This is a genomic window from Kitasatospora sp. NPDC090308, from assembly GCF_044769485.1.
Lineage (GTDB): Bacteria > Actinomycetota > Actinomycetes > Streptomycetales > Streptomycetaceae > Kitasatospora > Kitasatospora fiedleri.
In genome coordinates, this window is record NZ_JBIVXY010000004.1 from 286,477 (window position 1) to 300,021 (window position 13,545).

Below are 13,545 nucleotides of genomic sequence, written 5' to 3' on the forward strand. Positions count from 1 at the left end.
AGGGCAGTCTTCCCAAACGAAGGATCCTACCGACCGGTATGGTCGCGGGAGTGGTACCGCGCGGGGTGGTCCCGGGCGGCACGGCAGAGCAGGAAATGGACGTGGCTGGCGTGGAGTTCCGTGAAGACATCCTGGGCGCCCCGTACGAGGCGGCGGAGCTCCCACTGCTCCCCGACGAGGAGGGCGAGGTCAGTGCCACCCTGGTCCGTCGACTGGTCGAGGGGTCCCGCCAAGCGGTGCTGTACCTGCACGGCTACACCGACTACTTCTTCCAGACCCACCTCGCGGACCACTTCACGGCGGCCGGCTTCTCCTTCTACGCGTTGGACCTCCGCAAGTACGGCAGGTCGCTCCGCCCGCACCACTCCCCCAACTTCGTGACGGACCTCGCCGCCTACGACGAGGAGGTGGACGAGGCGGTCCGGATCATCCGGGAGCTCGACGGCCACACCCGGCTCCTGGTGAACGGGCACTCGACGGGCGGGCTGGTGGCAGCCCTGTGGGCGGCCCGACGGGTCGGCCACGGGGTGGTCGACGGCCTGTTCCTCAACAGTCCCTTCCTGTCGATGCCCGCCGCCCCGGCCGTACGGGCCCTCGGCGCCCCCGCGCTCGAAGCCATCGGTCGGACCGCCCCCACCCGGAAGCTGCCCGCCCCGCTCAATCCGCACTACGTCCACAGCCTCCACCTGAGCCACCGGGGCAGTTGGGAGTTCGATCTCGCCCTGAAGCCCGCCGAGGGTTTTCCACTGTTCGCCGGCTGGCTGGCCGCGATCCAGCGCGGCCAACGGAAGGTGCGCCAAGGGCTCTCGATCGACTGCCCGGTCCTGCTGATGGCATCCACCGCCTCCACCGTCACCAACCGGTGGGACCCGGCGCTGATGCGCACCGACGCGGTCCTGCGCGCCGACGACATCGCCGCACTCGCACCGCGTCTGGGTCGGCACGTCACCACCATCCGGATCGAAGGCGGCATGCACGACCTGGTCCTGTCGGCCGATCAGGTCCGGGCCGAGGTCTTCGCCGAGTTGGACCGCTGGATGGCCGCCTACTTCCCTGCCCCCTGACCGCTCGACCGAATTCGGAGGACCTGACGCAGCCACGAACCGGAGCCGGGCGCACCCGCACTCGTACCCGCAGCACGGCCACTCAGGACTCGGGTCGTTGACGCTTCCGACGGCTACCCGGCAGCCCCGGCCCCTCCGCCTCACCCCGGAGGACGGACACCACGCCGAGTCCGGCCGCACTGACCGGCACCGCCAGCAGAGCACCGATGATTCCGGCGATCCCGGAGCCCGCCACCACCGCGATCATGATGGTGGCGGGGTGGAGTTCGACGGTCCGGCTCTGGATGAGGGGTTGCAGGATGTTCCCCTCGATCGCCTGCACCGCCAGCACCACCCCGAGGGTCCACAGGGCCGTGCCCAGTCCGCCGTTCGCAAGGGCCACCAGAACGGCCACCGTTCCCGAGAGGAAGGCACCGACGAAAGGGATGTAGGCACCCATGAAGACGAGCGCTCCGAGTCCGGCCGCCCCGGGAACCCCCAGGGCCAGCAGCCCGATGGAGATGAACGTGGCATCGATCAGCGCGATCAGGGTGGTGCCCCGCATGAAACCGGCCATCGCCGTGAAAGCCTGCTGACCGCACGCGATCACCGTGTCGGCGTGCCTGCCCGGCATCAGTTCGTGCATAGCGTCGCCGAAGCGGTGCCCGTCGCGCAGGAAGAAGAAGACCAGCGCGAGGGCGAGCACTCCCCCGGTCAGCAGTTGGGTGACCAGCCCCAGCCCGGACAGGACTCCGTCCGCGAGTGAATCCACCAGGGTGCTCCCGGACCCCGAGCTCTCCTTGAGCGCGTACTGGATCTTGTCACCGAACGGCCCCAGCCAGGAGGCGATGCGGTCGCCCGCCTGTTGGAGCCCGGAGACGATCTGAGGCGCGCTGCTCACCAGGGAGTTGACCAGCAGCGCGATCCCTCCCGTGACCACGAGTACAAGGATGGTGCAGGTCAGTCCGGCCGCCACACCTCGCTTGACGCCCCGGTCCACCAACCAGGGCATCACCGGGTAGAGCAGGGCCGTGGCCAGCAGGGCGATCAGCATCGGGATCGTTGCGGCCCGCAGTTCCACCACCACGAAGACGGCGAACGCGGCCACGGTGATGAAGAGGATCACCGCCGCGGACCAGGCAGCAGCAGATCGAACCGGCGCGGGCAGCATCTGGGCCGGCCGCCGATCGTCCAGTTCCGGCTGCGTACCTCCAGCGATGATCACGGGTGCCGTTCCCGAGGTTCCCTCGTCCCCCGTGGAAGGACTCTCACTTGATGCGGATTTCCCTGAGGTGCCCCTGGCGGCCCCTTCGCCGTCTCCGCCCCTGGAGGGCGTCGACGAGTTCTGACGGTCGTCCGGTCCCTGCGGATTCGGAGAGCCCTCAGCCGTCACCGCCACCTCCGCAGCCAACCCGTCGTCATGATCGTCTTATTTCAACAGATAACGGTCATATCGACTGGCAGGAGCCGGCGGCGTGGCGTGGCGGTCGGAGCAGCCGACCGGCGCGGTCGGAACGCCGCCACCGGTGGCCCCGCGCGCCCTTCGCTTCCCCCGTCTCGGTTGTGCGGGTGCGGACGGTCAGCACCGGTGGATCAGGCCTGCTGCTGGTCGATCGTTCGGCGCAGCAAGGCGATTCGGTTGGAGGTCAGCGAGTCGACTCCGAGCGCGATCATCCGTCGCATGGTGCGGCGCAGGTCCACGGTCCAGGTGGCCAGACCCAGGCCGGCGTCGTGGACGGAGGCCACCAGCCGCTCGTCCACCAGCCCGAAGGGCGGGTTGAGGTAGCTGGGGCGCAGCTCGGCGAGCAGTCGCTGTTTCGGCAACTGGAGACGCTTCCAGGTCAGCGAAATCTCCGCGCCGGGCGCGAGTTCACGGACGGCCAGCATGGCCACCACCGGTCCGCAGAAGGCGACGCGGGACTCCATCCGGAGTTCGCTGACGACCTGCCAGGTGACGGCAGCCGGGGCGCTGTCGTCCAGATCGATCATCAGCCGTGCCCCGTCCGTCGCGGCGACGGCCTGCAAGGTCTCGGCCAGGGTGGGGATCCGGAGCCCGGGAGTGGCCAGCTCTTCCAACTGGTCGAGCGTCACCCGGTTGATCTGGCGCTGGTCGTTCCACAGCCGCTCAAGGCTACGGTCGTGCAGCAGCACGGGCACCCCGTCCCGGGTGAGCTGGACGTCGACCTCGACGGCGTCGGCCCCCGCGGCGAGGGCGGCGCTGACCGCCGGCAGGGTGTTCTCGCGGTGCAGGTACGGGTCACCACGATGGGCAACGGCGCGCACGCGGCTCTTCAACGGGATCGTCCTCTCGCACGGTCAGGGCACTCACAACGCTGGCCGTCCCGCTACCGGTCGACCGCAGGTCTCCGCATCCTAGGCGGCGTCAGTTCACGCCCCGCCGCTGGCCATCGGTACCGCACGAACGACCCGGTCCCGGCCATGGACCAGGGCTCGGGTTCACACACGGGCTCGGGCTCGATCGGTGCAGGAACCGGAGCGGAAGAGGGGGCGGGAGTGGGAGCCTGCCTGAGGCTGCGCGAGGGTCCGCTCGGCCTCAACCGGCCTCAGCGCCGTTCGACCACGACGTTGGTCGACTTGATCACCGCGGTGGCGGGCGCCCCCGGGACGAGCCCGAGTTCCTCCGCCGAGTCACGGCTGATCAGGGAGACCACCCGGAACGGGCCCGCCTGGATCTCCACCTGCGCCGCGACGTCGCCCAGGACGACGGCGGTCACGATCCCGGGGAACCGGTTCCGGGCCGATGAACGCCCCTCCACCTCGCCGTTCTCCGGTCGGGCGAGTTCCCGGGCGAACGCCGCGAGTTGCGCCCCGTCGATGATCCGGTGTCCGTGCTCGTCGCGCGTCGCCGGCAGTCGGCCCGCATCCACCCATCGCCGCATGGTGTCGGCGCTCACCCCCAGCATCGAGGCAGCCTCGCCGATGCGGTACGGGTGGACGGGCCGGTCGGACGTGACCATCGATGCGGCTCCCGGACGATTCAAGAACGGACTGGCGGACCCCGCCATCCTGCCGTACCGACACCACTTCCCCAGCACGCCCCACCCTCCGACCGGGAACCGGCCCGTCCCCGACCCGCCGCCCGCCGCTGCGGCCCTGGCCACGACCGCACCTCAACGCACCATGACTCACCGCGCCCGCCTCACACGACCGATTCGGCCGACACGAGCTGCGGACCAGCGCGCCGCGCGGCAGCAGGGCCGCTACGCCCCGGTGCCACCACGACGAAGGGCAGAGATCCGGTTCGGCAGCGCCGACGGGTCATCGGCCCCGGCACCCGGCACGGCGCTCCGTGCGGCGCGCGCCAGGTCGCGCTCTCAGTCGCCCCCGAACAGCTCCCGTCGCGCCGCGTCCCCGGCGGTCAGCACGGCGCCCGCCAGGACGGCGCCGCCGCCCGCGGTACCGGCCCGCACCTCGGTGGCGAGCGGGGAGAGTCGGGTGAGATGGCGCTCGACCCGACCGGCCAGTTCGGAGCCGCCGGCCTGTCCGATCTCGCCGCCCAGCACCACGCATCCCGGGTCGAGCACGACGCAGATCGCGGAGGCCCCGACGGCGATCCGCAGTGCGAGTTCGTCCAGGAAGTCGTCGGCGCCGGTCTCGACGGCCCGGCGGACCACCGCCTCGGCGGCGGGTTCCTGGTCCTTGGCCACGCCTCCGGCTCGGGTTCGACCTGTGCTCCCGACACCAGCCCCGGCGCCGGCACCGGCACCGATATCTACCTTGAGCCCGTGGCGGGCGGCGAGTTCGCAGACCGCCGCGCTCGACACCGTGGAGTGGAAGCCGTTGTCGCACTTCTTCGAGTCCGGCAGCCCGATGGTCCCGGGCACGGGCAGGAAGCCGATCTCGCCGGTGCCCCCGGAGGCCCCGCGCCGCAGGCGACCGTCCAGCACCACGGAGGCGCCCACGCCGTGTCCGAGCCAGATCAGCGCGAAGTCCCGTCGGCCCTGGGCCGCGCCGATGCGGTGCTCGGCGATCCCGGCCAGGTTCACCTCGTTCTCGAGGATCACCTCCGTCCCGGGGCGCGCCCGCAGGGCGGCGAGCAGCTTGGTGTGCCATTCGGGCAGCTTGCCGGAGTTGTTGAGCGCGCCGGTCGCCGGGTCGACCAGGCCGGGAGCGCCGACGGCCACGGTGTGCAGTTCCCCGGCACCGGCCTCGGCGGCGGTGGCGAGCAGTGCCTCGACGGTCCGCTCCACCAGCTGGTCGCCGTCCGCCGGCCCCCCGGGCGCGTCCACAGCGGGGGCAGGAGTGGAGGCGGCGATGGTGGCCGTGCCGAGCGTCCGGCCGGTCAGGTCGGCGACCACCAGGCTGACGCCGTTGGCGCGGATGTCGATGCCGGCGAGGTGCGCGCGGTCGGCGACCAGTCCGTACAGGCGGGCGTTGGGGCCGCGGCGCAGCGCGGCGCTCTCGCCGGCGTGGGCGACCAGGCCGCTGCGCTGGAGTCGTTCGAGCAGGTCGGCGACGGTGGGCCGGGAGAGTCCGGTCAGCGCGCGCAGATCGGATGCGGTGAGCGGGCCCCGTTCGAGCAGCAGGTCGAGGGCAAGCCGGTCGTTGATGGCCCGGGCGGTGCTCGGCGTGGCGGTGCGAGCGGTCGTCATGAGCCTGCATCCTTCCAGAGGTTTCTATCAGGCAGGGTCCCTGATAGTTTATTGCCATCCGACCGACCCAAGGGGGAGCCCAGCATGGGCGAGACTCTCAAGGACATCCAGCGCGCACGGATGAGCGTGGCGCTGGTGTTCGCCGTTCACGGTGCCGTCACCGGCACCTTCGTCAGCCGCATCCCGTGGATCAAGGACCACCTCCACCTGAGCCCGGGCCAGCTCGGTCTCGCCCTGGTGTTCCCGGCGATCGGCGCGTCGATGGCGATGCCGCTGGCCGGTCGGATCGTGCACCGCCTCGGCGCCCGGACGGCGCTGCAGGGCCTGTTGACGCTGTGGTGCCTGTCGCTGGCGCTGCCGGCACTCTCCCCCAATCTGGCGGTCTTCTGTCTGGCGCTGTTCCTCTACGGCGCGACGGCCGGTATGTCGGATGTCGCGATGAACGCGCAGGGTGTCGAGGTCGAGGAGCGGATCGGTCGGTCGATCATGTCCGGCCTGCACGGCATGTGGAGCGTCGGCGGCCTGGTCGCCTCCGCGTTCGGTGTCCTGGCGGCCCATCAGCATGCGGACGCCCGGGTGCAGTACGCGGTGACCGCGGCGGTCCTGGCGCTGCTCGCCCAGGTGGTGTCGCGCGGGGTGCTGGACGTCCGGCCGGCAGCCGAGGAGGAAGCCCCGCCGCGTTTCGCGCTGCCTCCGAAGGAAGCGATGGTCATCGGCCTGGTCGGGTTCTGCGCGGTGTTCGCCGAGGGTGCGTCGATGGACTGGAGCGGGGTCTACCTCCGTGACATCACCGGTGCCTCCTCCTCCGTCGCCGCCGCCTGCTTCACCGCCTTCGCCGCCACCATGGCCGCGGCCCGCCTGGCCGGTGACGCGGTCGTCCGCCGGCTCGGCCCGGTGCGCGCCGTCCGGCTGAGCGGCATGGTCGCCACCGTCGGCGGTCTGCTGGTGGTGCTCGCCGACTCCCCGTACCTGGCCATCCCGGGCTTCGCGCTGATCGGCATCGGCATCGCCGTGGTCGTTCCGCTCGCGTTCGCCGCGGCGGGCCGGGCGGGCACCAACCCGAGCCAGTCCATCGCCGGCGTCGCCACCATCACGTACACCTCCGGCCTGGTCGCCCCGGCCGTGGTCGGCGGCATCGCCCAGGCCAGCTCGCTCACGGTCTCCTTCGTCGCGGTGACGCTGCTCGTCGCCGCGCTGGTCCCCTCCGCGACGGCGATGCGCCACCGCAAGTCGGTGGACGTCCCGGTCGCGACCTCCGGCTCCTTGGAGCCGACCCACTGACGGACGGCCGGAGCATGGGCGGACGGACGTCCGTCGAGGGGCGCGGGAGATCCACTCCCGCGCCCCTCGACACGTCCGGAGCCCCGGCACCGCCCCGCCCCCGGGGCGCGCGCCGCCCGCTGCGACCGCCGCCACCCATCCGCCACCAGCCACCTGCCACCCGCCGCCGAGAGTGCGTCGACCCGATGATCTGCGCCTCCGTCCTGCCGTGCGATGCTCGTGGTCATGGATTCCGCCCCGCGCAACCCGATCGGTGCCCACGTCCCCGTCGCCGGTAAGGGCCTGGTGGGGACGGGGCTGGCCTACGCCGAGAAGGTCGGGGCGGAGGCGGTCCAGGTGTTCGTCGCCAACCCGCGCGGGTGGGCGACCCCGGCCGGGAATCCGGCGCACGACCTGGCCTTCCGGACGGCCTGCGCCGAGCGGGGCGTCCCGGCGTACGTGCACGCGCCGTACCTGATCAACTTCGGCTCCGACTCGGATGCGACCCGGGAGCGTTCCGCCGAGTCGCTGACGCACTCGTTGCACCGTTCGGCGGCCATCGGCGCCCTCGGCACGGTCGTGCACACCGGGTCCGCGCTCTGCGGCACCCGCGCGGAGGCGCTCGCCCAGGTCCGCGAGCAGGTGCTGCCGATCCTGGACGGTCTCGACCGGTACGGTGCCGACGCCCCGTGGTTGTTACTGGAACCGACGGCCGGCCAGGGCAGCTCGCTCTGCTCCCGGATGGAGGACCTCGCCGCCTACCTGGACGCCCTCGACCACCACCCGCTGGTCGGCGTCTGCCTGGACACCTGCCACGCCTTCGCGGCCGGCCACGACCTGGCCGCGCCGGACGGGGCCAACGAGCTCTTCGACGCCCTGCACCGGGCGATCGGACCCGGCCGGTTGCGGCTGATCCACGCCAACGACTCGCAGGACGTCGCGGGCGCCCGCAAGGACCGCCACGAGAACATCGGCGCCGGTCACATCGGCGCGGCCGCGTTCGAGGCGCTGCTCGCGCATCCGGCCACCGCCGGCGTCCCCCTGATCATCGAGACCCCGGACGGCCGCCACGACCCCGCCCGGGTCGAGGGCGCCCGGCACGCCGCCGACATCGCCCTGCTCAAGCGACTGCGCCGCCCGGCCAACCCGTGAGCGCCCGCCCACCCGGCCGGGGGCGTACCTCCCGGGCGGTACGGCTCTCGGCGCGGGTTAAGCTCCCCGGGTGCACGCTCCGCAGCCGATAGCCGCGCCCGCCACCCCGACCGGAACCGCCACCCCCGCCGAGGCCGGCACCGGCACCCCGGCGGACCCCGCCACCGCCCCCGCGCCCCGCGCCGACGTCCCGGAATTCCCCGCCGCCGCCCCGCCGCACCGGACCGCGCGCCGCCCGCACCGCGGGGCGCTGCTGCGCCTGGGCGCGCTGCTCGCCGTGCTGGCCGCCGCCGCGGGCTCGCTGCTGCTGTGGGACCCGTCCGCCGTCCTGTCCGCCGCCTCGGGGCCGTGGCGGATCCCGATCGCACTCGCCGCGTACGGCTTCGGGACGGTGGCCTTCCTGCCCCGTCCGGCGCTGAACGCGGGCATGGGGGTGCTGTTCGGGTCGCTGTGGGGCGTGCCGCTGGCGATCGCGGGGTCGGCGATCGGCGCGGCGGTGGCGTTCGCGCTCGGACGTTCGCTGGGGCGCGAGGCACTGCGGCCGCTGGTGCGCGGCCGGGTGCTGACGGAGATCGACCGGCGCCTGGCCGAACAGGGCTTCCGCAGCGTGCTGCTGATCCGGCTGTTCCCGGGTGCGCCGTTCCAGGCCGGCAACTTCGCGTGCGCGTTCTCCGGCGTCAGGTTCTGGCCGTACCTGGCGGCCACCGTCCTCGGCGTGGTGCCGACCACCGCCGCGTACGTGGTCGCCGGGGCGAGCGCGGGTTCGCCCACCTCCCCGGCCTTCCTGATCTCCGCAGGCGTGATCACCGCGATGTGCGTGTTCAGCGCCGTCTCGCTCTGGCGCGCCCGCCCCCGCCGCTCCGCCTGACCGGCGCCGCACCCCAGTACCCGACGCCCGCCTCACCGGCCGAGCAGGACCGGCCGCGCCGGAGCCCCCGCGCCGGAGCCCCCACGCCGAGGCCCTCCGCAGCGAATCCGGCCTCGGGCAGCGCACCGCGCGGTGGGTACGACGCGGTACGGCACCGACGGCACGCCCTCCCCGGAACGGGCCGCTCCCTCGGCTCAGACCGTCCGCCTAGCGCTCGATCGCGGGCGACCACTCGCCGAGCGACCACAGCACCACCGTGTTGACGGCCATCACGACGCCGAGGCCGAGCGCCCACCCGGGGTGCCCGCCGGCCGCCAGCAGCGCGACCGCGCCGCCCCAGACCAGCAGTTGCACCCCGTACCAGAGCAGGGCCGAGTCGCGCACCGGCCGCCGGGGCGCCGCGTAGCGGCCCCACAGCAGGACCGCGAGCACCGGCAGCACCAGCGCGATCAGCGTGCGTAGCACGACCGGGCCGTCCGCCCGTACCCCGTACCCGCCGACGGCCAGCGCCGCCAGCGAGGCCAGCTCCAGCAGCAGGCGCAGCGCCAGCTGAGTGCCCGTCACCACCTTGCGCACGCTCGCCACCGCCCATTCCCCGCCACACCAGCGGCACCAGCCCTCACGATGATCCGATCCTCCCACCACAACCCCGCCCCACCCGGCCCGGCCCAGTAACGGGAAACGGGAAAGGGAAAGGGAACGGCCGCCGGAAAACGGTTCGCCCGCCCCGCCCGGGCTGCTCCACCATGTCCGCATGACGAACACGGCCCCCGCCACCACCCGCACCAGCCCGCCCTTCGCCGCCGACGAGGCGACCATGCTCGGCGCCTGGCTGGACTTCCACCGCGCCACGCTCGCCCTCAAGTGCGAGGGGCTGTCACCCGGTCAACTGCGCCGACGCGCCTGTCCGCCGTCCTCGCTGTCCCTGCTCGGCCTGGTGCGGCACATGGCGGAAGTGGAGCGCCACTGGTTCCGCGAGGTGCTGGACGGCCAGGACCTGGGGCCGTCCGGCCGCTACTGGACGGAGGAGTTCCCGGACGGCGACTTCGACCTGGTGGACGGGGCCGATCCGGTCGCCGACACCGCGGTCTGGCAGGAGGAGGTGGCGTTCGCCCGGTCCGCAGCCGCCGGTGCGTCGTTGGACACGGCCGGCAGGGGCCGGTGGCGCGGCAACGAGGTGACGCTCCGTTGGATCCTGGTGCACATGATCGAGGAGTACGCCCGTCACAACGGCCACGCCGACCTGCTTCGGGAACGAATCGACGGCTCCACCGGCGAGTAGTCCGCCCGCGCCGCGCGGGACGCCACGCCCGTGTGACGCACGCCGCGCCGCGCGCCACCCCCCTCGCGCGCGCCCCCCGTTCGCGACCCGCCACTCCCGGGTGAAGCCGTTACATGATTGTTGACACATAGTCAACTAGCTTCCGGGTAGCACCGATAGGGTCGTCCCGCGCAACCGTTCACCTGCCGGTGGCGTCGTTGCGGACATCCGGGGAGCCACGGATTTCCCCCCGCGCCACAACTCGTCCAGCGGGTACAAGCGGGCACATCCACGGTGATCAGTGCGATACTCGGACAGTTCCAACAAGTGGATGACGTGTCAAAACGACCCGTCGTCCCCCGGGGGACGAGTACGGAACGAGACAGGGAGGCGCGGCTAATGGGAGCACTTCGCGACGAGCACCACAACGGGTGGCTGATGCCTTCCGGAAGCTACCCGGCCGCGATGTACGAGGAACCGTGGGAGGGCGAGGAGACGCTGCCGAGCAGCGTCCAGACCGGCCCCTCCAAGATCGTCTCGCTCCGACCGACGGGCTTCGAGGCCGCCCGCACCGTCGGCGAGCACATCCGCGCCGCCACCCCGGTGGTCATGGACCTCACCGAGATGGACGACGCCGAGGCCAAGCGCATGGTCGACTTCGCCTCCGGCCTGATCTTCGGCACCTGCGGCGGCATCGAGCGGATCGCCCGCCGGGTGTTCCTGCTGACCCCGGCCGACGTCGAGGTGACGGTCATCGACCGCCCGCTCGACGAGTCGGGCTTCTACAACCAGAGCTGACCGCCCGGCCCCGGCCGCAAGCCCCACCGACACCCACCGACACCCACGGACCCCGCGCCCCGCGCGGGGTCTTCGGCATGCCCGGAAGCACTCCCCCGCCCCCTCCTGCGCCCGTATCCGCACCCCGCCGGTGAGACGCACATCGAAATTCTGAGACATAGATGTCTCAGTTGCGCTATCCTCTTCTCATGGCAACCGACCGCGACTCCGTCCTGGAGGCAGCCGTGGGCATCCTGTCCCGGCGCCCGACGGCCCATCTCGACGAGATCGCCCGCGCCGCCGGGATCAGCCGGGCCACGCTGCACCGGATCTTCCCGGGCCGCGAGGCGCTGATCCTGGAGGTGGGCGCCCTCGGTCTGCGCCGCTTCTCCTCCGCGCTCGATGCCGCGCGGGTGGAGGAGGGCAACGCCGAGGCCGCGCTGCGCCGGCTGGTGGACGCGGTGGTGCCGGACGCCGCGCTGTGCGCCTTCCTGGCCGGTGAGAACCAGCTGTACGACCACGAGGAGATCAACGACCTCTGGGAGACGCAGGACGCCCGGGTCCGCGCGCTGTTCCTGCGCGGCCAGCAGGAGGGGGTGTTCCGCGTCGAGCTCTCGGCCGCCTGGCTGAGCGAGGCGTTCTTCGACCTGGTGGCCGGCATCGGCTGGGCCGTGCAGGAAGGCCGGCTCGCCCCCCGCGAAAGCGCGTTCTCGCTCGCCGAGTTGTTCCTCGGCGGTGCTCTACGGAGATCTGATACCTGATGAGTCCCACCCCCGTCACCCGGCCCGGCCACCGCTGGGCCGGTCTCGGCGTCCTCGTGCTCGCCGTCACCCTGGTGGCGGTGGACGCGACGGTGCTCTCCCTCGCCATCCCCTCGATCACCGAAACCCTCCGCCCGTCCGGCACCCAGCTGCTCTGGATCGGCGACGTCTACTCCTTCGTGCTGGCCGGCCTGCTGGTGTCGATGGGCGCGCTCAGCGACCGGCTGGGCCGCAAGCGGGTGCTGCTGGCGGGTTCGGCCGCGTTCGGCGCGGCCTCGCTGCTGGCGGCGTACGCTCCGGGCCCGGGCTGGCTGGTGCTGGCCAGGGCGCTGCTCGGCGTGGCCGGGGCGACGATCATGCCGTCCACGCTCTCGCTGATCCGCACGCTGTTCCCGGACACCCGGGAGCGGGCCACCGCGATCGGCGTCTGGGGCGCGGGCGCGGCGGCCGGCGCCGCGCTGGGCCCGCTGGTGGGCGGCGTGCTGCTGGAGCACTTCTGGTGGGGGTCGGTGTTCCTGCTGAACCTGCCGGTGATGGTGCTGCTGCTGGCGCTGGGCGGCTGGCTGCTGCCGGAGTCCCGCGATCCGCGTCCGGGCCGGTGGGACGTGCTGAGCGTGCTGCTGTCGATGGCCGGGGTGATCGGGGCGGTGTACGGCGTCAAGGAGTTCGCCGTGCACGGCCTGGAGCGGTGGACGACCCCGCTGGTGTTCGCGCTGGGCGCGGTCGCGCTGGTGGTGTTCGTGCGGCGCCAGCTCCGGCTGGAGACCCCGCTGCTGGACGTCCGGCTGTTCCGGAACGCGCGGTTCACGGCGGCGGTGGTCTCCTCGCTGATCTGCCTGATCGGCCTGTCCGGCGTGATCTTCTTCATGTCGCAGTACCTCCAGCTGGTGCGCGGCTACTCCCCGCTCCACGCGGGCTTCGCCGAGATGCCGGCCTTCGTCGGCTCGGTGGCGGGCGGTCTGCTGACGGCCCGGCTGGTGCGGCGCGCGGGGGCCCGCCGGGTGCTGACGGCGAGCCTGTTCGTGATGGGCCTGGGCATCGGCGTGCTGGGCTTCGTCCAGGTGGACAGCGCGTACCTGCTGCTCGGCTCGTCCTTCCTGGCGCTGGGCACCGCCGAGGGCGTGGTGTACACCCTCTCCTCGGACCTGGTGCTGGGTGCCGCCCCGGCCGACCGGACGGGCGCCGCCTCGGCCGTGTCGGAGACGGCGTACGAGCTGGGCGCGGCGCTGGGCATCGCCCTGGTCGGCTCGATCGTGACGGCCCTGTACGCGGGTTCGCTGTCCGTTCCGGCGGGCGTCGATCCGGCGCTCGCGGAGCAGGCCCGCCAGTCGCTGGGCGGCGCCCTGGAGTCCGCGGCCGCCCTGCCCGCGGGCCCGGCCGGGCAGCTGCTCGCCAGTGCGAACGGCGCGTTCGTGCACGGCGTCACGGTCGCGGCCTGGGTCTCGGCGGCCCTGCTGCTGGCCTCCGCCGCCCTCGCCCGCCACCTGCTGCGCGACCGGCCCGACCGCACCACGACCGGCACCGTCGGCACCACCGCCGCCGGCACCACCGCCGGCGCCACCTCCGCCGGCCCCACGCAGCCGGCCGACCGCCCCGCCCCGCGGTCCGGAGCGGAACCCGCCAGGTCCCCCGCCCACCGCTGACCGCCACCCGCGGCCGCGGCCGCCGCCGCGCGCCCGCCGTACCCATCCCGCCGCCCGCACCGCCGGTCTGACGGGACGTCCGGCTCCCCCAATGGCGCAGCGCCGCTGGCCCCGGGTGGCGCCGGGCTCGGACGATGGGGGCGTAGGGCGGAGGCGGACGTCCGGTT

Annotated in this window: 13 protein-coding genes; 8 read left to right on the top strand and 5 right to left on the bottom strand. The window is 73.0% G+C overall.

Annotation, left to right across the window (positions count from 1 at the left end):
• Nucleotides 1–110: 110 nt before the first annotated feature.
• Nucleotides 111–1,064 carry an alpha/beta hydrolase gene (locus tag ACIQVD_RS11845; protein ID WP_402288182.1) on the top strand — a complete coding sequence of 318 codons (954 nt, stop codon included), beginning with the start codon at nucleotides 111–113 and terminating at the stop codon, nucleotides 1,062–1,064.
• An 82-nt stretch (nucleotides 1,065–1,146) separates the two neighbouring features.
• Here ACIQVD_RS11845 and ACIQVD_RS11850 read toward each other — a convergent pair whose 3' ends face one another.
• The 4 genes from ACIQVD_RS11850 to ACIQVD_RS11865 all read right to left on the bottom strand — a co-directional run bounded on the left by ACIQVD_RS11850 (nucleotide 1,147) and on the right by ACIQVD_RS11865 (nucleotide 5,656).
• Complete coding sequence (locus ACIQVD_RS11850) at nucleotides 1,147–2,268, bottom strand: AI-2E family transporter (RefSeq protein WP_400685015.1); 1,122 nt, start codon at nucleotides 2,266–2,268, stop codon at nucleotides 1,147–1,149.
• Nucleotides 2,269–2,636: 368 nt separating this feature from the next.
• A complete protein-coding gene (locus tag ACIQVD_RS11855; RefSeq protein WP_402288185.1) occupies nucleotides 2,637–3,338 on the bottom strand; it encodes a glycerophosphodiester phosphodiesterase in 702 nt (233 codons plus the stop codon).
• Nucleotides 3,339–3,607: 269 nt separating this feature from the next.
• Nucleotides 3,608–4,021 (bottom strand): molybdopterin-binding protein, encoded by a 414-nt coding sequence (locus ACIQVD_RS11860; protein ID WP_402288187.1) that lies wholly within the window; start codon nucleotides 4,019–4,021, stop codon nucleotides 3,608–3,610.
• A 357-nt stretch (nucleotides 4,022–4,378) separates the two neighbouring features.
• Nucleotides 4,379–5,656 (bottom strand): ROK family transcriptional regulator, encoded by a 1,278-nt coding sequence (locus ACIQVD_RS11865; RefSeq protein WP_402288189.1) that lies wholly within the window; start codon nucleotides 5,654–5,656, stop codon nucleotides 4,379–4,381.
• Between the two features lie 84 nt (nucleotides 5,657–5,740).
• Between ACIQVD_RS11865 and ACIQVD_RS11870 the strand changes: the two genes are divergently transcribed.
• The 3 genes from ACIQVD_RS11870 (at nucleotide 5,741) to ACIQVD_RS11880 (ending at nucleotide 8,936) form a co-directional block, all read left to right on the top strand.
• Complete coding sequence (locus ACIQVD_RS11870) at nucleotides 5,741–6,937, top strand: MFS transporter (RefSeq protein ID WP_402288191.1); 1,197 nt, start codon at nucleotides 5,741–5,743, stop codon at nucleotides 6,935–6,937.
• Nucleotides 6,938–7,162: 225 nt separating this feature from the next.
• Nucleotides 7,163–8,068 carry a deoxyribonuclease IV gene (locus tag ACIQVD_RS11875; protein ID WP_402288193.1) on the top strand — a complete coding sequence of 302 codons (906 nt, stop codon included), beginning with the start codon at nucleotides 7,163–7,165 and terminating at the stop codon, nucleotides 8,066–8,068.
• Nucleotides 8,069–8,138: 70 nt separating this feature from the next.
• Nucleotides 8,139–8,936: a TVP38/TMEM64 family protein gene (locus tag ACIQVD_RS11880; RefSeq protein ID WP_402288195.1), complete on the top strand. Its 798-nt coding sequence runs from the start codon at nucleotides 8,139–8,141 to the stop codon at nucleotides 8,934–8,936.
• A 207-nt stretch (nucleotides 8,937–9,143) separates the two neighbouring features.
• Here ACIQVD_RS11880 and ACIQVD_RS11885 read toward each other — a convergent pair whose 3' ends face one another.
• Nucleotides 9,144–9,521, bottom strand: coding sequence for a YrdB family protein (locus ACIQVD_RS11885; RefSeq protein ID WP_402288198.1), 378 nt, complete (start codon nucleotides 9,519–9,521; stop codon nucleotides 9,144–9,146).
• Between the two features lie 169 nt (nucleotides 9,522–9,690).
• Between ACIQVD_RS11885 and ACIQVD_RS11890 the strand changes: the two genes are divergently transcribed.
• The 4 genes from ACIQVD_RS11890 (at nucleotide 9,691) to ACIQVD_RS11905 (ending at nucleotide 13,378) form a co-directional block, all read left to right on the top strand.
• Nucleotides 9,691–10,218: a DinB family protein gene (locus ACIQVD_RS11890; protein ID WP_400684997.1), complete on the top strand. Its 528-nt coding sequence runs from the start codon at nucleotides 9,691–9,693 to the stop codon at nucleotides 10,216–10,218.
• Nucleotides 10,219–10,596: 378 nt separating this feature from the next.
• Nucleotides 10,597–10,995 carry a cell division protein SepF gene (locus ACIQVD_RS11895; RefSeq protein ID WP_400684995.1) on the top strand — a complete coding sequence of 133 codons (399 nt, stop codon included), beginning with the start codon at nucleotides 10,597–10,599 and terminating at the stop codon, nucleotides 10,993–10,995.
• A 188-nt stretch (nucleotides 10,996–11,183) separates the two neighbouring features.
• Nucleotides 11,184–11,735 carry a TetR/AcrR family transcriptional regulator gene (locus tag ACIQVD_RS11900; RefSeq protein WP_100838878.1) on the top strand — a complete coding sequence of 184 codons (552 nt, stop codon included), beginning with the start codon at nucleotides 11,184–11,186 and terminating at the stop codon, nucleotides 11,733–11,735.
• Nucleotides 11,735–13,378, top strand: a complete 1,644-nt coding sequence (locus ACIQVD_RS11905) for an MFS transporter (RefSeq protein WP_402288201.1) — start codon at nucleotides 11,735–11,737, stop codon at nucleotides 13,376–13,378. The genes ACIQVD_RS11900 and ACIQVD_RS11905 overlap by 1 nt, the downstream gene beginning before the upstream one ends.
• The last annotated feature ends 167 nt before the right edge of the window (nucleotides 13,379–13,545 follow it).